Source organism: Tabrizicola soli (assembly GCF_015999335.1).
GTDB classification, from domain to species: Bacteria; Pseudomonadota; Alphaproteobacteria; order Rhodobacterales; family Rhodobacteraceae; genus Tabrizicola; species Tabrizicola soli.
On sequence record NZ_JAEACP010000001.1, the window covers coordinates 348,420 to 365,288 of the forward strand.

Annotated in this window: 16 protein-coding genes and 1 tRNA gene; 9 read left to right on the forward strand and 8 right to left on the reverse strand. The window is 68.3% G+C overall.

Features of this window, described 5'->3' with window-relative positions:
* Positions 1-24: 24 nt before the first annotated feature.
* Positions 25-345: an ArsR/SmtB family transcription factor gene (locus tag I7S92_RS01675; protein ID WP_197641721.1), complete on the forward strand. Its 321-nt coding sequence runs from the start codon at positions 25-27 to the stop codon at positions 343-345.
* Positions 346-347: 2 nt separating this feature from the next.
* Here the strand turns inward: I7S92_RS01675 and I7S92_RS01680 are convergent, their stop codons facing one another.
* The 7 genes from I7S92_RS01680 to I7S92_RS01710 form a co-directional block, all read right to left on the reverse strand.
* Entirely contained in the window at positions 348-1,067 is a 720-nt protein-coding gene (locus I7S92_RS01680; RefSeq protein ID WP_197641722.1) for an SDR family oxidoreductase, read from the reverse strand.
* Positions 1,064-2,734, reverse strand: coding sequence for a glycosyltransferase family 4 protein (locus I7S92_RS01685; RefSeq protein ID WP_197641723.1), 1,671 nt, complete (start codon positions 2,732-2,734; stop codon positions 1,064-1,066). The genes I7S92_RS01680 and I7S92_RS01685 overlap by 4 nt, the downstream gene beginning before the upstream one ends.
* Positions 2,735-2,800: 66 nt before the next feature.
* Positions 2,801-3,622, reverse strand: coding sequence for a metal ABC transporter permease (locus I7S92_RS01690; protein ID WP_197641724.1), 822 nt, complete (start codon positions 3,620-3,622; stop codon positions 2,801-2,803).
* On the reverse strand, positions 3,619-4,449 hold the full coding sequence (locus tag I7S92_RS01695; RefSeq protein ID WP_197641725.1) for a metal ABC transporter permease: 831 nt from the start codon (positions 4,447-4,449) through the stop codon (positions 3,619-3,621). Before I7S92_RS01695 ends, I7S92_RS01690 begins: the two co-directional genes overlap by 4 nt.
* Positions 4,450-5,082: 633 nt before the next feature.
* Complete coding sequence (locus tag I7S92_RS01700; protein WP_197641726.1) at positions 5,083-5,934, reverse strand: manganese/iron ABC transporter ATP-binding protein; 852 nt, start codon at positions 5,932-5,934, stop codon at positions 5,083-5,085.
* Positions 5,935-5,941: 7 nt separating this feature from the next.
* Positions 5,942-6,832 (reverse strand): metal ABC transporter substrate-binding protein, encoded by an 891-nt coding sequence (locus tag I7S92_RS01705; RefSeq protein ID WP_197641727.1) that lies wholly within the window; start codon positions 6,830-6,832, stop codon positions 5,942-5,944.
* A 112-nt stretch (positions 6,833-6,944) separates the two neighbouring features.
* Entirely contained in the window at positions 6,945-7,994 is a 1,050-nt protein-coding gene (locus I7S92_RS01710; RefSeq protein WP_197641728.1) for an AbrB family transcriptional regulator, read from the reverse strand.
* A 172-nt stretch (positions 7,995-8,166) separates the two neighbouring features.
* Here I7S92_RS01710 and I7S92_RS01715 point away from each other — a divergent pair, with 172 nt between their 5' ends.
* The 7 genes from I7S92_RS01715 to I7S92_RS01745 all read left to right on the forward strand — a co-directional run bounded on the left by I7S92_RS01715 (position 8,167) and on the right by I7S92_RS01745 (position 14,325).
* Positions 8,167-9,405 carry an efflux RND transporter periplasmic adaptor subunit gene (locus I7S92_RS01715; RefSeq protein ID WP_197641729.1) on the forward strand — a complete coding sequence of 413 codons (1,239 nt, stop codon included), beginning with the start codon at positions 8,167-8,169 and terminating at the stop codon, positions 9,403-9,405.
* Complete coding sequence (locus I7S92_RS01720) at positions 9,405-10,112, forward strand: ABC transporter ATP-binding protein (RefSeq protein WP_197641730.1); 708 nt, start codon at positions 9,405-9,407, stop codon at positions 10,110-10,112. The genes I7S92_RS01715 and I7S92_RS01720 overlap by 1 nt, the downstream gene beginning before the upstream one ends.
* A 1-nt stretch (position 10,113) precedes the next feature.
* Positions 10,114-11,331 carry an ABC transporter permease gene (locus I7S92_RS01725; protein WP_197641731.1) on the forward strand — a complete coding sequence of 406 codons (1,218 nt, stop codon included), beginning with the start codon at positions 10,114-10,116 and terminating at the stop codon, positions 11,329-11,331.
* A gap of 66 nt (positions 11,332-11,397) precedes the next feature.
* A complete protein-coding gene (locus I7S92_RS01730; RefSeq protein WP_197641732.1) occupies positions 11,398-12,498 on the forward strand; it encodes a class II histone deacetylase in 1,101 nt (366 codons plus the stop codon).
* 78 nt (positions 12,499-12,576) lie between these two features.
* Positions 12,577-13,347, forward strand: coding sequence for a helix-turn-helix domain-containing protein (locus I7S92_RS01735; protein ID WP_197641733.1), 771 nt, complete (start codon positions 12,577-12,579; stop codon positions 13,345-13,347).
* Positions 13,344-13,874: a GNAT family N-acetyltransferase gene (locus I7S92_RS01740; protein ID WP_197641734.1), complete on the forward strand. Its 531-nt coding sequence runs from the start codon at positions 13,344-13,346 to the stop codon at positions 13,872-13,874. Before I7S92_RS01735 ends, I7S92_RS01740 begins: the two co-directional genes overlap by 4 nt.
* A 1-nt stretch (position 13,875) precedes the next feature.
* Positions 13,876-14,325, forward strand: a complete 450-nt coding sequence (locus I7S92_RS01745) for a DMT family transporter (protein WP_197641735.1) — start codon at positions 13,876-13,878, stop codon at positions 14,323-14,325.
* Between the two features lie 119 nt (positions 14,326-14,444).
* Here I7S92_RS01745 and I7S92_RS01750 read toward each other — a convergent pair.
* Positions 14,445-14,521, reverse strand: a tRNA-Arg gene (locus I7S92_RS01750).
* Between the two features lie 137 nt (positions 14,522-14,658).
* Between I7S92_RS01750 and I7S92_RS01755 the strand changes: the two genes are divergently transcribed.
* Positions 14,659-16,869: a S8 family peptidase gene (locus I7S92_RS01755; protein WP_197641736.1), complete on the forward strand. Its 2,211-nt coding sequence runs from the start codon at positions 14,659-14,661 to the stop codon at positions 16,867-16,869.

Below are 16,869 nucleotides of genomic sequence, written 5' to 3' on the forward strand. Positions count from 1 at the left end.
AGCGTTGTATGGAGTGCCCCAGTGATGTCGCTCGACCGTTCCCCTACCGAGACCCCGTCCATTGCCGTCTGCGCCCCCGAGGCGGCGGCCTTCCTGAAGGCGCTTAGTCACGAAGGCCGTCTGACGATCCTGTGCCGCCTCGCCGAGGGCGAGCGGTCGGTGACCGAGCTGGAACGGCTGCTCGGCTCGCGGCAGGCGGCGGTAAGCCAGCAGCTCGCGCGGCTGCGGCTGGAGGGGATGGTCACCACCCGGCGCGAGGGCAAGGCGATCATCTACGCGATCCAGGACCCGAAGGTGCTGGAGACGATCCGCCTGCTGCAGGGGCTTTATCCCGACGCCGCCTGAGGTCAGCCGCGCCCGATGAAGGGCATGTCGCGCGCCATGATGGTGACGAAGGGGGTGTTCACCTCCAGGGGCAGGCTGGCCATGTGCAGCACCATGCGCGCGACGTGATCCACGTCCATCACCGGCTCGGCCCTTGTGCTGCCGTCGGCTTGGGGCACGCCTTTCGTGAAGCGGGCGGCCATGCCGGTCAGCGCGTTGCCGATGTCGACTTGCGCGCAGGCGATGTCGAAGGCGCGGCCGTCGAGGCCGAGGGTGCGGGTCAGGCCGGTCACGGCATGTTTCGACATGGTGTAGGGGGTCGAGCCGGGGCGCGGGACATGGGCCGAGATCGAGCCGTTGTTGATGATCCGGCCGCCGCGGGGCGACTGGCGGCGCATCAGGCCGAAGGCCGCGCGGGCGCAGAGGAACATGCCGGTGATGTTGGTGCGGCTGACCTCGAGCCATTGGTCGACCGGAATCTCGTCGATGGGCGCGGCGGGGGCCGAGATTCCGGCATTGTTGAACAGGACGTCGAGGCGGGTCAGTTGGGCGAAGGCGGCATCGACCCCGGCCGGATCGCCCACGTCGCAGGGGATGATCCGGGCGGCCTGCCCGGCGGCGGTCTCCTCCAGCGTCTCGCGGCGGCGGCCGAGGAGCGTGACCTCCCAGCCTTCGGAGAGAAACAGGCGCGCGGTGGCGCGGCCGATTCCGGCGCCGGCGCCAGTGATGAGGATGGATCTCATGGGGCTTCCTCCAGGAAGTGATATTTGAGCAGCCAGGCGGTGGCGCGGGCGATGCTGGCGGGGGCAAGGCCGGTGGCGGCGGCGACGGCCTCGGCTGTGGCCTCGGGCGCATAGGCGGCGAGGATCGCCCGCAGGCGGGCCGGGTCTTCAACGAAGCGGCGGGCGAAGCGGTAGTCGCGCAGCGCGAAGGTTCGGGGCAGGTCGGGACGGGTGCCGAGGGGCACGGGGCGCAGGCGGCGCGTGCCGGGCTGGAAGGCCGTCGGGTAGGCGGCGAACATCAGGTCCGGCGCGGGGCCGGTGGGGATCAGCGCGGCGTCGAGGGGCGCGTGGCGGGGATCGGGGCGGCGACGGGCATGGGCCAGCATCGCCACCTGCTCGGCCCAGAGCGCCTGGATCTGCGGGATCACCACACGCCAGTCGTAAAGCGCCCGCGCCCGCGCGCGGCCTGCCGCCCCCATCCGGGCGCGGAGATCGGGATCGGTGGCGAGGGCCGTCAGCGCCCCGGCCAGCGCGCCCACGTCCAGCCGGGTCAGCGCGGCCAGTTGCCCGACATATTGCACATAGTCGTCCGTCCCGCCGAGGTGCCGCTGGCTGAGATGGGTCAAGGCCCCCTGCCCCGGCAGCTCGGTCGGGATGCGGAAGCCGGTCTCGGGCGTCACCGTGTCCTTCAACCCGTCCCAGTCCGAGACCACCACCGGCAGGCCCGCCGCCATCGCCTCGACCGGGGCAAGGCCGAAGGTCTCCTGAACGTTGTCGATCGGGAAGACGAAGATGTCGGCGGCGGAAAGCGTGGCCCTGCGCTCGGCCGCGTTGCCGCCGTCAAGGAGGTGGTAGCCGCAGGAGGGCATCAGCTGCGCGGCGCCGTTCCGGAACACCTCGTTCCAGTGGCTGACGCGGAACTGGCCGCAGAGGATCAGGTGCATGCGGCCGCCCCCGGCTGCGCTCAGCCGGGATTGGGCTTCCTGCATGGCGAGGAACAGGGGGAAAGGGTCGAACTTCTCGTCCGGGGTCAGGCGGGCGATGGTCGCTGCGACCACATCCTCCGGCGCGATGCCGAGGCGGGCGCGCAGCCCGGTGCCTGCAGCGGGATCGGGGGCGAATTCGTCGCAATGGACGCCCAGCGGGATCACCGGCAAGAGCGGACGCGCGGGCAGGACCGCGCCGGGGAAGCGGCGGGCAAGCTGGTCCTCGCCCAGCTCCATCAGGCGGCGGACGGCGGCTTGCACGGCATGGGAGGTGCAGATCAGCGCGTCCCAGGGCATCTGCGGCGCGGAGCGCAGCTCGAAGAGGCATCGCATCACGGCGTTGGTCGAGATCGTGTGGGTGATCCCGGTCAGCGCCCAGGCCGCCCCGCCATGCGGCGCGCGACGCCAGCATTCCACCGGATCGAGCGGCGCGGGGTAGCTCACCACTTCGACCGGGCGCATCGCGGCGGGGGCGTCCAGCCGCACGGCGCGCAGGGGCCGCGTCACCCCGGCGGCGCGGGCCATGGCGGCAAAGGCGGCGTGATCGGCGCTGGCATGGGCGAGGCTGACAAACTCCTCGACCGCGCCATGGGCGAAGAAGCCCCGCAGGAAGCTCTCCCCCGCGACACGGCGGCCGTTGATCCCCCTGGCGGCGGGGTCGTAGCCATCGGCGGCGAACCAGATCGCGGCATTGGCAGGCATTCGGTGAGGGCTCCCAGGGCGCTGATGGCCTCATGGGTAGAGACTGGCCCGAGGTTCGGCAAGGGATCAGCGGGCGCGGCTCAGGGCGAGGCGGCGCAGGAAGGCAAGGAGGAAAAGCCCGGTCAGGATCAGGATGATCGTCGGCGCGGGGGCGCTGTCGAGATGGAAGCTGGTCCAGATCCCGGCAAGCATCGCGCCCGTGCAGATCAGCGTGGCGATGATCAGCATCGCGCCGAAGCTGCGGGTGAGAAGGAAGGCGATCGCCCCCGGCGCGATGAGAAGACCGATGGCGAGGATCAGGCCGACCGAGGAGAGCGTGGCGACGATGGTCAGCGCGAGGATAGTGAGGAGGCCGTAGTGCAGAAGCAACACCCGCAGGCCCGAGACCTGGGCCTGGGCCGGGTCGAAGGCATGGAGCATCAGGTCGCGCCATTTCAGCGCGAGGACAAGGGTCACGGGGATCGCGATAAGCGCGGCGGTGGTGAGGTCGCCCTGCCCCACCCCCAGCATGTTGCCGAAGAGGATATGGTCGAGGTGGACATCGGTCGGGAAGGCGGTGATCAGCACGACTCCGCTGGCGAACATCGCGGAAAAGACCACGCCCATCACCGTGTCGCGCTTGATGCGGCTGTTGTCGGCAAGCCAGCCGGTCAGGAGCGCCGAGCCGAGGCCCGCGACGAAGGCGCCGATCAGGAGCGGCAGGCCGGCCATATAGGCCAGCACGATGCCGGGCAGGACGGCATGGCTGACCGCGTCGCCCATCAGCGCCCAGCCCTTCAGCACCAGGAAGCAGGAGAGAAGCGCGCAAGGCGGAGCCACGATCAGCGCGATCAGGAAGGCGTTCTGCATGAAGGGGAACTGGAAGGGTTGCAGCAGGACCTCGGTCATGCGCTTGCCCTCCGCTTCGCTGCGAGGAGGCCGTGTTTCGGGGCGAAGACGAAGGCCAGAGCGAAAAGGGCAGTCTGGAGGAGGACGATGATGCCGCCGGTGGCGCCATCGAGAAAGTAGGAGAGATAGGCTCCGCTGAAGCCGGTGACGGCCCCTATGGTGGCGGCAAGCGTCAGGAGCCGGGGAAAGCGGTCGGTCAGAAGATAGGCGGTCGCGCCGGGGGTGACGACCATCGCGACGACGAGGAAGGCCCCCACGGTCTGCATGGCGGCCACGGTAGAGGCGGAGAGGAGGGTGAAGAAGACCACCTTCAGCAAGTCGGGGCGCAGGCCGATGGTGCGGGCATGGGCCTCGTCGAAGAAGGTGACCATCAGATCCTTCCAGAGAAGCAGCAGGACGGCGGCCGAGACCCCGCCGATGATCACCAGTTGAGCCGTGTCGCCGGGCGAGATGGCGAGGATATTGCCCATGGTGATGGTCTGGATCGAGACCGAGGTCGGGTAGATCGAGATCAGGAACAGGCCGAGGCCGAAGAAAGAGGTGAAGATCAGGCCGATCACCGTGTCGGTCTTGAGCCCGGTGCGGTTCGACAGGAACAGCATGGCGGCGGCGGCGAGGCCGCCCGACAGGAAGGCGCCAAGGGCGAAGGGCAAGCCGAGGATATAGGCGCCCGCCACGCCGGGGACGACGGAGTGCGAGAGCGCGTCGCCGATGAGGGACCAGCCTTTCAGCATCAGATAGGCCGAGAGAAAGCCGCAGACGCCACCGACCAGGGCCGAGACCCACATGGCGTTGGTCATGTAGCCGTAGGCGAAGGGCTCAAGCATGGGGGCGTACTCCCGGGCCGGCGCCCCCCCACCCCATCCCTCCCCCACGGCGGGGGGAGGGAGGCGCGGAACGGGATGCGTTGGCGCGCAACCGTGGGGCGGGTCGGTTTCCCTTCTGCGGCGTCGGGAGCGGGTGGACGGTGCAGGCGGTGATGGTGAGCGTGAATCTCCGGTGTCCGGTCGCCCCACCCCGGTCCTCTCCCACAGAGGGGGGAAGGAGGTGCTGAATGGTCCGCGTTGGCGCAGAACGGCGGGCCGGGACTATTTCCCTTCCGCAGCGCCGGGAGCGGGGGGAAGGTGCAGGCGGTGATGGTGGACGCGACTCTCCGGCGTCCGGCCCCCCCACCCCGGCCCTCCCCCACGGAGGGGGGAGGGAGGTGCCGGATGGCAGCCGGTGGCGCAACGGCATGGGTGGAGCGGCCCCCCTCCCCCGCGTGGGGAGGGGATGGGGGTGGGGGGCGGCGGGAAGGCTGAGAACCCGGGCGGCGCTGCGGGGGTCGGGGCGGTTTTCAGATTGAGCGGCTGCGCCGCAAGCCTTTTGTCTCGCCTCTGCGCGCGAAGGGCGCGCAACCGGCTCGGACGAAGGGCTCGCCGCGCGGTGGATATCTTGGCAGATGTGACTGGCGGGACGGGTCATCTGTCGCCCTTCCGGCCGTATTGCACGAAAGGGCGTTCGTCGTCGGTCAGGATGCTGATCTCGCGGGTATCGTCGTCCTCGTGCAGGTCGGGGCCGCCGAGGGTGAAGTGGCGCAAGACGCCGCCGAAGGCGCGTTCCAGGTTCTCGCGGGTGAAGGTGGTCTCGGTCGGGCCATAGGCGAGGACGGTGCCCTTCACCAGCACGGCGCGGTCGCAGAAATCGGGGACCGAGCCGAGGTTGTGGGTCGAGACCAGCATGACATGGCCCTCGTCGCGGAGCGTACGGAGAAGGGCGATGATCTGCTCCTCGGTCTTGACGTCGACGCCGGTGAAAGGCTCGTCGAGGAGGATGATCCGCCCCTCCTGCGCCAGCGCGCGGGCGAGGAAGACGCGCTTCTTCTGGCCGCCCGAAAGCTCGCCGATCTGGCGGTGGCGCAGGTCGGTCAGGCCCACCCGCCCCAGCGCCTCATCTACCTTGGCGCGGTCGGTGGCGGAGGGGCGGCGGAGCATCCCCATATGGCCGTAGCGGCCCATCATCACCACGTCCTCGACCAGGACGGGGAAGGACCAGTCCACCTCCTCGGCCTGGGGGACGTAAGCCACGAGATTCCGGCGCAGCGCCTCGCGCACCGGCAGGCCGAGCAGGCGGATCGTACCGCGGGCGACGGGGACGAAACCCATGATCGCCTTGAAGAGAGTGGACTTGCCCGCGCCGTTCACGCCGACAAGGGCGGTGATCGTGCCTTTCGGGATGGCGAAGCTGGCGTCGGTCAGCGCGGTCAGCCCGTTGCGGTAGGTGACGGTGACGCCTTCGGCGAAGATGCCTTCGGTTGCAGGGGCGTCGCGCATCGGGGCCTCACTTGGCCGGGGTCAGGCCCCGGGCGATGGTTTCGGTGGTGACCTTCAGAAGGTCGAGATAGGTGGGCACCGGGCCGTCCTCGGCCGAAAGGCTGTCGACGTAGAGGATTCCGCCGAAGGCCGCGCCGGTCTCGCGGGCGACCTGTTCGGCGGGGTCGGCGGATACGGTGCTTTCGCAGAAGACCGCGGGGATCTGATGCTCGCGCACCCCGTCGATCACGGCGCGGACCTGGCGGGGGCTGCCCTGCTGGTCGGCGTTGATCGGCCAGAGATACAGTTCCTGCAGCCCGAGGTCGCGGGCGAGGTAGGAGAAGGCGCCCTCGCAGGTGGCGAGCCAGCGGTTGCCTTCGGGCAGTGCCGCGATCTCGGCTTGCAGCGGGTCGAGGGCGGCGGCGAGCCGGGCCTTGTAGGCCTCGGCATTGGCGGCATAGGTCGCGGCATTGGCGGGATCGGCCTTCGCCAGCGCCGCCGCGATATTGTCGACATAGGTGAGCGCGTTGGAGATGCTCATCCAGGCGTGGGGGTTGGGCTTGCCGTCGTAATCGCCGCCGGTGATCGAGATCGGCTGGATCCCGTCGGTCAGCGTGGCCGAGGGCACCTCGCCCAGGTTGGCCAGGAACTGCTCGAACCAGCGTTCGAGGCCAAGGCCGTTGCGCAGGATCAGGTCGGCATCCGCGGCGGCGACGATGTCCTTGGGCGTGGGTTCGTAGCCATGGATCTCGGCGCCGGGCTTGGTGACCGAGACGACCTCCACCCCCTCTCCGGCCACATTGCGGGCCATGTCGGCGATCACGGTAAAGGTGGTGACGACCTTGAGCCGGTCCTGCGCCTGCGCCGGAAGCGCGGCCAGAAGGGGGACTAGCAGAAGGAGACGGCGGGTCAGATTCATGGGGACCTCGAAAGGCTTCGGATGCAGTAGAGTGTAAATGAGAAGCATTTGCAAGAAGGCAAGAGCCAAGGGCGCGATCCCGGCCGAAACCGCCCTGCCCCGCGCCTGCCGTTCAGTCCTGCGGCGGCAGGACCCGAGCCAGAATGGGCGCCAGGACGATGACGACCAGGATCCGCGCCACATGATGCAGCGCGACGAAGGCCACATCGGCATGGATCGCCAGCGCGATCAGCCCCATCTCGGTCAGCCCGCCCGGTGCCAGCGCCAGCAGGGCCTGGTCGAGCCCCACTCCCGCCCAGGCACGCATCGCCAGCCCCGCGACCAGCGCGAGCGCGAGCGTCAGGAGCGTGGAGCCGAGGCTGAGGAGCCCGGCCTTCCACAGCATCACCGGCCGGATCCCGAGGAAGCGGCAACCGAGGATCGTGCCAAGCGCGACCTGGGCCGCGATGATCAGGACCGTCGGCGGCGCCCCGGCGGTAAGGCCGGTCATATGCGCCAGGGCCGACAGGAGGAGCGGGCCAAGGAAACTGGGCGCGGGGAAGCGCGCCCAGGTGCCGAGGGCCGCCCCCAGCACCGCCGAGGCCATCAGGATCGCCGCGTCGATGATCCCGAGCGGCGGGCCGGAGGCGGAACTGGCCGCGGCCCCGACGTCGTGGCCCAGGACCACGCGAAAGAGGAAGGCCATCAGCGCGATGGTGACGACGATGCGCAGCGAATGGGCCAGCACGATCGCCGCGACATTGGCGCCGCGCGCCTCGCCGAACTCGATCATCTCGGACAGGCCGCCGGGCATCCCGGCGAAATAGGCGGTGGTCCAGTCCTGCCGTCCGGCGAAGCGGTAGAAGGGCACGACAACCGCGCCCACGGCCAGGAGATAGGCCAGCAGGATCGCCAGCGTCACCGCCGCCTCACCCGCCTGCCCCAGCACCTCGGGCGAGAAACGCGAGCCGAGCAGGACGCCGATCACCGCCACGATGGCGGGGCGCATCCGCGCCGGACCCGCAACCGGGAAACCGGCGACCGCGGCCACCATGGTCAGGAACAGGGGACCCAGCATCCAGGGCAGCGGCAGCGAGAGCGCGTGGAAGGCGACGCCTCCCAGCGTACCGAGCGTAAGGCCGGCCGCCAGTCGGGCCAGGGGCGGAAGGGATCGGTCCTGCATCATGCTTGCCCGAGGTATGGCGCGGGCTCCGGGGCAATGTCCAGAGGCACCGGCGCGCGGCAGGATGCCGTCTTGAGCCGGGCCGCGCCGCTGCTATCTTCTGCCGTGGGTGATACCTGCCGACTGGCGGCGGGCTGGCCATGGCCCGGGCGGCAATCGGGAAGGTCTGCGGATGAGCGAGCGGCAGCGGGAGATCGAGGCGGTGCTGGGCCTGGGGCGACCGCAGAGAGGCCGGATATGGTGGGCGCTGGCGGCGGTTCTGGCCCTGGGCGGGCTTGGCGCCTGGTATCTGGCGCAGAGGAGCGCGGGCGTGGGCATCGCCTATGCCACGCAGGCCGTCGTCCGCGGCGATCTGGTGGTCACGGTCACCGCCACGGGGTCGGTCGAGCCGACGAACATGGTCGATATCTCGAGCGAGCTGTCGGGGACGCTGAAAGAGGTTCTGGTGGATTTCAACGACCGGGTCGAGACCGGGCAGGTCCTGGCGCGGCTGGACACGGCGAATCTCGAGGCGAAGGTGGCGGTGCAGCGCGCCAACCTGCGCGCGGCCGATGCGCGTGTCGCAAGGGCACAGGCGACGCTGAACGAGGTCGAGACGAATTTCGACACCTCGCGCCAGCTGGACGAACGCGGTGTCACCAGCCGGCAAAGCCTGGACACCGCCCGCGCGGCGCTGGACCGGGCGCGGGCCGATCTGGAGATCGCCGAGGCGGATGTGGCGCTGTCCAGCGCCAACCTGCGGCTGGCCGAGACCGAACTGGCCAAGGCCTGCATCTGCTCGCCCATCACCGGCGTCGTGCTGGACCGGCAGGCGGATACGGGCCAGATTGTCGCGGCCTCGCTGTCGGCGCCGGTCCTGTTCACCGTGGCCGAGGATCTGACGCGGATGGAACTGCAGGTCGCGGTGGACGAGGCCGATATCGGCAGGCTGGAGATCGGCGATGCGGCGACCTTCACGGTCGATGCCTATGACACCCGCACCTTCCCCGCCGAGATCGCCCGGATCCGCTATGCGCCGCAGACGGCCGAGGGCGTAGTGACCTATCTCGCCACGCTGGACGTGGACAATTCGCATCTCGCGCTGCGGCCCGGCATGACCGCAACCGCCGAAATCGTGGTGAGCAAGGTGGGCGATGCGCTGCTGGTGCCCAATGCGGCGCTGCGGTTCCGTCCGGCGGTGACGGCGGCCGAGGAGGAGGAGGGCGGCGGCAGCGGGCTTCTCGGGCTGATCATGCCGCGCCGCCCCAGCCTTCCCGATGCGCCGCGTGCGGCGGATGCGGTCTGGGTCCTGCGCGCGGGCCAGCCGGTCGAGGTGGCGATCGAGCCCGGCGACAGCGACGGCCAGCTGACCGAGATCCGCAGCGGCGGGCTAACCGAGGGCGATCTGGTGATCATCGGGCAGGACGGCTGATGGCCGGGGATCCGCCGCTGATCCGGCTGCGCGGCGTCACCCGCCTCTATGGTCAGGGCGCCGCCGAGGTGCGGGCGCTGGACGGGGTCGATCTGGACATCGCGCGGGGCGAGTTCGTCGCGATCATGGGGCCCAGCGGCTCGGGCAAGTCGACGGCGATGAACGTGATCGGCTGCCTGGACCGGCCGACCTCGGGGCAATACCTGTTCGAGGGGGTCGAGATCGCGGGGCTGGACCGCGACCAGCGCGCGCTTCTGCGGCGCAACTACCTGGGTTTCATCTTCCAGGGCTACAATCTGCTGCCGCGGACATCGGCCCTGGACAATGTGGAATTGCCATTGATCTACAAGGGGATGCCCCGCGCCGAACGGATCGCGCGGGCCCTGGAGGCGCTGGAGATGGTCGGGCTGAAGGGGCGCGAGCATCACGACCCCTCGCAGCTGTCCGGCGGGCAGCAGCAACGGGTGGCGATCGCACGCGCGCTGGCGGGCGACCCGCGGGTGCTTCTGGCCGACGAGCCCACCGGGAACCTCGATACCCGCCGCTCGGTCGAGATCATGGACCTACTGGTCAGCCTGCGCCGCCAGCGCGAGTTGACCATCGTCATGGTCACGCATGAGGATGACATGGCCGCCTATGCCGACCGCATCATCTGGATGGTCGACGGCCGCATCGACAGCGAGCGCCGCAACGGGAAGGTGGCCTGAGATGCTGTGGGAAACGGCCCGGCTGGCGCTCAGGGCGATCCTGCGCAATGCGCTTCGGTCCTTCCTGACGGTGCTGGGCATCGTGATCGGCGTGGCCTCGGTGATCGCGATGGTCACCGTGGGCCAGGGCTCGCAGGCGCAGGTGACGGCCGATGTCGCAAAGCTCGGGACGAACATCCTGATGCTGCGGCCGGGCGGGCGCGGGATGGCTCCCGGCCCCGGTGGCGGGGCCAGCGTGGCGCGGCCCTTCGACCTGCGCATGGTCGCGCGGCTGGAGCACGGGCTGGACGAGATCGAGACCGCCGCCCCCGTCTCGAACGGCACGGCGACGGTGGTGGCGGGGGGCGAGAACTACCGCACCCAGATCACCGCGACCGATGCGCGCTATCTGGAGGCGGCGAACTGGCCGCTGGTGGCGGGCCGCAACTTCACCGAGGCCGAGGCACGCTCGGGCGCGGCAGCCTGCATCCTGGGCGAGACGGTGCGGCGCGAGATCTTCGGCGGCCTGGATCCGATCGGCCAGTCGCTGCGGCTGGAGGCGATGAGTTGCAAGGTGATCGGCCTGCTTGCCGCCAAGGGCGCCTCGTCCTTCGGCAGCGACCAGGACGACGTGGTGCTGATGCCGATCCGCACCTTCCAGCGCCGTATCGCGGGCAATGACGATGTGGGAACGGTCTATATCCGTGTCGCAGACGGGGTGGCGACCGAGGATGCGGCGGTGGCGATCACCTACCTCATGCGCGAGATCCGCCGCATCGGCCCCGAGGAAGAGGACGATTTCGACGTCATCGACATGAAGCAGCTGGCCTCGATGCTGACGCAGATCACCGGGGTGCTGAGCGGGCTTCTGGCGGCGGTGGCGGCGGTCAGCCTGCTGGTGGGCGGCATCGGCATCATGAACATCATGCTGGTCAGCGTCACCGAGCGCACCCGCGAGATCGGCATCCGCCTGGCGGTGGGGGCGCAGGCGCGGCAGGTGCTGATGCAGTTCCTGGTCGAGGCGATCGTGCTGTCGCTGATGGGCGGGGTCCTCGGGATCGTGCTGGGCCTCGGCCTTGCCGCCGTCGCGGCGCGGTTCATGGCGATCCCCTTCACGCCCGATCCGGCCGTGGTCCTGCTGGCCTTCGCCTTCTCGGCGCTGGTCGGCGTCATCTTCGGCTTCTTCCCCGCCCGCGCCGCCGCAAGGCTGGACCCGATCGAGGCGCTGCGCCACGAATGACGGCGTTCCGAAAGTGACAGGCTGCCCTTCATCCGCTAGCCTTCCCGATACCCGGGGAGGGGACGCATGGCGACCGGATTCGTCTTTCACGAACTTTACCTTTGGCACGACACGCAGAACTGGGCGCTGATCTTCCCGCCGGGACTGACGATCCAGCCCGGCGAACATGCCGAAAACCCCGAGACCAAGCGTCGTCTGAAGAACCTGATCGAGGTCTCGGGCCTGATCGACCACCTGACGCCGATCAGGCCGCGTCCGGCGACCGAGACCGAGATCCTGCGCTTTCACACCGCCACGCATCTGGAGAAGATCCGCAGCATGAGTGCCTCGGGCGGCGGCGATGCCAGCGAGCTGACCCCCTTCGGCACCGGCAGCTACGAGATCGCGCTGCTGGCGGCGGGCGGCACGATCGAGGCGATGGATGCGGTCCTGGCCGGCCGGGTGCATAATGCCTATGCGCTGGTGCGCCCGCCGGGACATCATGCGACGCAGGACGTCGGGATGGGCTTTTGCCTTTTCGGCAACGTGGCCATCGCGATCATGCATGCCCGGTCGCAGCGTGGGCTGGGGCGCGTCGCCACGGTGGACTGGGACGTGCATCACGGCAACGGCACGCAGGCGGCCTTCTATGACACGCCCGAGGTGCTGACGATCTCGCTGCACCAGGACAGCCTGTTCCCCGTCGGCTCGGGCCGCCTGGCCGAGCGCGGTGCGGGCCGGGGCGAGGGCTACAACCTGAACATCCCCCTGCCCCCGGGCTGCGGCGATGGCGCCTATCTCGAGGCGATGCGGCGTGTCGTCATCCCGGCGCTGGACCGCTACCGGCCCGAGGTGATCGTCGTTCCCTCGGGGTTCGATGCCTCGGGCGTCGATCCCCTGGGGCGGATGATGGTCTCGGCCGAGGGCTACCGCCAGATGACCCGGCTGCTGATGGAGGCAGCCGACCGGCTCTGCGGCGGGCGGCTGATGATGTCGCACGAGGGCGGCTATTCGGCGATGTATGCGCCCTACTGCGGGCTGGCGGTGCTGGAGGAGATGTCGGGCCACCGCACGGGGGTGGAAGATCCCTGGGGGCCGCATATCGCGCATTGGGGCCAGCAGGACCTGCAACCGCACCAGAGCGCGGCAATCGACGCCGCCGCGGCGCTGCTGGAAGCCATCCGCTAGGCACCGCCGCGCTGGTATCTTCAAGGGCTCGCTGGCGCACCAGAGAGGATGAAACTTGGCACCTCTATGTCATTGTAGATGCTTTATAATTTTGGTGGATACAGCCTCCTCCAAAGAGGAAAGGCGATCGGAGGTTGGGTCGATTTTCCAGAAGGGCTGTCTCGCCTAATCCACGAGCATTGTTCTCGTGCGCAAGGGCCCGGCGAACCGAACGCCGTCGAAGAATCCTGTTTACTGGATGAAAAAATCCAATATACTGGAGTGATGGATTTAGATGCTCTCATCGCAATGCGGGTGCGCGAACTACGAAAGGCTCGCGGTCATTCACTCGATACTCTAGCCGATCTAAGCGGGGTCAGCCGTTCGATGATCTCTCTCATCGAGCGCGGAGAGACGAGTCCGACCGCCGCTGTATTGAATAGGCTAGCGAACGCGCTTGGCGTGACTTTGGCCTCGCTCTTTGCCGAAGAAGCTGGAACCGCTCCGGTGCCGCTTTCACGTCTCGCGGATCAACAAGTGTGGAAAGACCCTGCTACCGGCTACGAGCGCCGACACGTTTCGCCGAGCGGCTACGCAACGCCCATCGAGCTTGTCGAGGTCGCCTTTCCGGCTGGCGAGACCGTCACTTTCGAGACCATCATCCGCAACGTAGTGACTCATCAACAGGTGTGGGTACTCGAAGGCGAAATGATCGTGACCGTGGATGGTGACGCATCCCACCTGCGGGTCGGCGATTGTCTCGCCATGGTGCTCGGGCAGCGGATCACCTTCCACAACCCGACGAAAAAGTTAGCGCGCTATGCGGTCGTGCTGACCACAACCTCCAACACTTCAAGGAAACAAGGATGAGTGAGCCGATTATCGTTCAGTGCTCGTACGAGCGCCATGCCGCCGCGATCTTGGAAATCTTTAATGAGGCGATACAAACATCGACGGCGCTTTTCGATTACAGGCCCCGCGCTCCGGGGAGCATGGTCGGATGGTTTGACGCCAAGCGCGCAGGAAACTTCCCTGTCGTCGGCGTCGAAGATGCGCAAGGAACACTGCTCGCCTTCGGCAGCTATGGCACGTTCCGCGCGTGGCCGGCCTACAAGTATTCAGTCGAGCACTCCGTCTACGTCCACAAGGATCATCGTGGCAAAGGTCTCGGCAACGTCGTCATGCGCGAGATGATCGGCGCCGCTCGGGAGAACGACAAGCATGTGATGATCGGCGGCATCGAGGCGACAAATACCGGCAGCATCGTATTGCACGAGCGGCTTGGCTTTAAGCACACCGGCACGCTGCCGCAGGTTGGTTTCAAGTTCGGCCGTTGGCTTGATCTCGCTTTCTATCAACTCGTGCTGCAAACCCCTGCGCAGCCTGTAGACGGCTAAGATGAGCGCGCCCCTAACCCTAGCCCTACTAACAGCGGCCGGTGCTGCACTCGTGATTCAAAATCTGCTGATGGTGCGGATAACGGAAGCTGCATCGACCGTTCTCATTGCCCTCGTGCTGAATTCAAGTGTGGGATTGCTTTTGCTCGGAGGAACGCTGTTCGCGCGCCATGGCGTGGCCGGAATTGCAGAGATGATCGGGACGTTGCGGCCGTGGGCGATCTTGCCCGGGTTGCTCGGCTCGTTCTTCGTCTTTGCCGGCATCTTGGGCTATCAGCGGGTCGGCGCGGCTACAACGATCGCGGTTCTCGTCGCGAGCCAGCTTGTCGCGGGCATCGCGGCCGACGCCTTGAAATCCGATGCGGTTCAAACACGCCCCAGCCTTTTGACACTCGCAGGGGCAGTGCTGTTGATCCTGGGCGCTGTCATGGTGGCGCGAGAGCGCGCCTAACACGCGCGCTCGCGATGAGAGCGAACGCCAGCAGTTCAGACCACTCTCGAAGGCTCGGAGTCCGCGCAATTCGGAAATCGCCCCCTAGTGCCCGCCTTTGTTCTAGAATGGTAGAAATTTGGCGCACCCGACAGGATTCGAACCTGTGACCTCTGCCTTCGGAGGGCAGCACTCTATCCAGCTGAGCTACGGGTGCCTGGACCTGTCCTTAGCCGAAGCCCGCGGGGGTTTCAACGCCAAAGGAAAGAACTTCCGCCCCGCAACCCGCGAAAATGCGGGGCTCTGCCCGGCCCTCGTGGCGCTGCCGACGCTTGACCAAATCCCCGGCGCGGGATGGACTGGGCGCATGTCCGCTTCCGCCAGGTTCCTGCCATGATTTCTGCCCCCTCCGCCCCGCACACATCCCGTCTTGCGGGCCTCTGGGCCTCGCTCTCCTGCCTGGCTCTGCTGGCGGGCTGCGGTGGTGGCGAGGGGGAGGACCCGCTGGAGGAGTTCTACACGATCAGCGGCAATCCGGGGGGCTCGGGGATCTTCGGGGCGTATTTCATGCAGTCGATCACCCAGGAATGGCGCGATGCGGCGGCGAGCTTCCGCGACAACAACCCGCGCTACAAGGTGCAGGACGGGACCTTCGCCATTGGCGGCAGGACGGTCTTCGCCAATCCGCTGCACTCCTCGCGGATGGACTATGCCCATGCCCTTGGCCTGACCGGCACGGGTGCGGTGATCGCGGTGGTGGACAATGGTTTCCTCCGCACCCACGAGACCTTTGCCGGAAAGACGGTCACCCATACAGGGGATACAGCGGTCGACGACGGTTCGCAGGTGCCTTCCCATGGCACGACGGTCGCCTCGATCGCGGCGGGAGAATCTTCGACCATGGTCGGCGTCGCACCGGGGGCGGATCTGGTCTTCAGCTCCTGGGATGTCCTTGATCTGGCCGCCGCCGCCGACGAGGCCCGCAGGCGGGGGGCGGTGGCGCAGAACAACTCATGGGGATTCGTGGACAGGCCGATCACGCAGGCCAGCCATGAGTCCATCTTCGGCATCCCGGCCTATGCCGCCTGGCTGGCGGCCCTGAAGCTTTATGCCGCGGACGGGGTCGTGGTCTTCGCGATCTCGAACGAGGAGGACGCCGCGACCGCCGGCCTGATGGAGGCGCTGCCCCTGCTCGAGCCCGATCTGGAAACGGCCTGGATCGCGGCGGGCAATGCGGTGCCGGTCTTTGACGACGACGGGGTCAGCGCGGTTGCCCTGCGCCTGTCGGCCGGCTGCCTCGAAGCCGCGCGCTGGTGCCTGATGGCGGATGGCAGCTGGTATGCGGCCATGGCGGGGTCGAACAGCGCCTATGGCTCGGCCACCGGATCGTCCTTCGCGGCGCCGCAGGTTTCTGGCGCGCTGGCGCTTCTGGCCGAGGCCTTCCCGCACCTTGCCCCGCACCAGTTGCGCGCGCGGCTGCTGGCGTCGGCGGACAACACGTTCACCGGCTTTACCGCGGCGGGAAGCATCGACCTGCTGGAGGGAGACGAGACCTTCCTGCACGCCTATTCGACCGAATTCGGCCATGGGTTCCTGGACATAAGGGCGGCGCTGTTGCCGATCGGGACGCTGACCATGACCATGGCCGACGGCGGTGCGGTCGCGGTGACGGAACTGGGCTTCGCGACCGGCGGGGCGATGGGCGATGCGGTGGTGCGCGGGCTTGCGGGGGTGGACCTTGCCGCCGAGGACGCGCTGGGGGGCGGGTTCGACGTGGCGGCGAAGTCCTTTGCCACCGAAGCGGCGGTCGAGCCCCTGGCCGAGACGGTCGCGGCACGTGCGCTTGGCAAGGATTTCGCCCGCGCGCGGACCGCGCCGATCAGCCCGCTGGCCCGCAGCTTCGAGGCCTTTCCCGGCCGGACGCTGGAGCTGACCGGCCCCGATGGAGGAAGCGCAGTGGCGCTCATGCTGGGCGGGGGCGAGAGTTACGGCATCGCGCTGTCGCGGCGGGTGGCCGAGGGGACGTTGAACCTGGACCTGGGGCTGAAGCTTTCGCGTGACGATGGCAGTCTGATGGGTTTTGCCGATGCGACGGGCGGGGGCGCGGCGATGGCTGCGCTGACGGTCAGCCTGTCGCATGACCTTGGTTCCGGCAGCTTCTTCGCGCTGTCGGGCGAGATGGGCCTGGCCGACCTTACCACGCCGCGGGCGCTGTCCGGCGTCACGACCGCAAGCTTCGACAGCCTGAGCCTGGATGTCGGCACGCGCAATGTCCTGGCCCGTGGCGACCGGCTGGCGGTCGGCGTCTCGCTGCCCATGGCGGTCACCGCCGGGCAGGCCGAGATGGTGGTGCCGGTCGCACTGGGTCAGGGCCGGTCCGAGATGCGTAGTCTTGCCTTCGACCTTGCCCCGAGCGAGCGGCAGGTGGACCTCTCCGTCAGCTATCAGGCGTCGATGGGCGAGAACTCGGAGCTGCTGGTCGAACTGGTCCATGCGCAGAATTACGGCAACCGCGCCGGGATAACGGACAATGCGGCAGTTCTGGGGATGAGGTGGAGTTTCTGA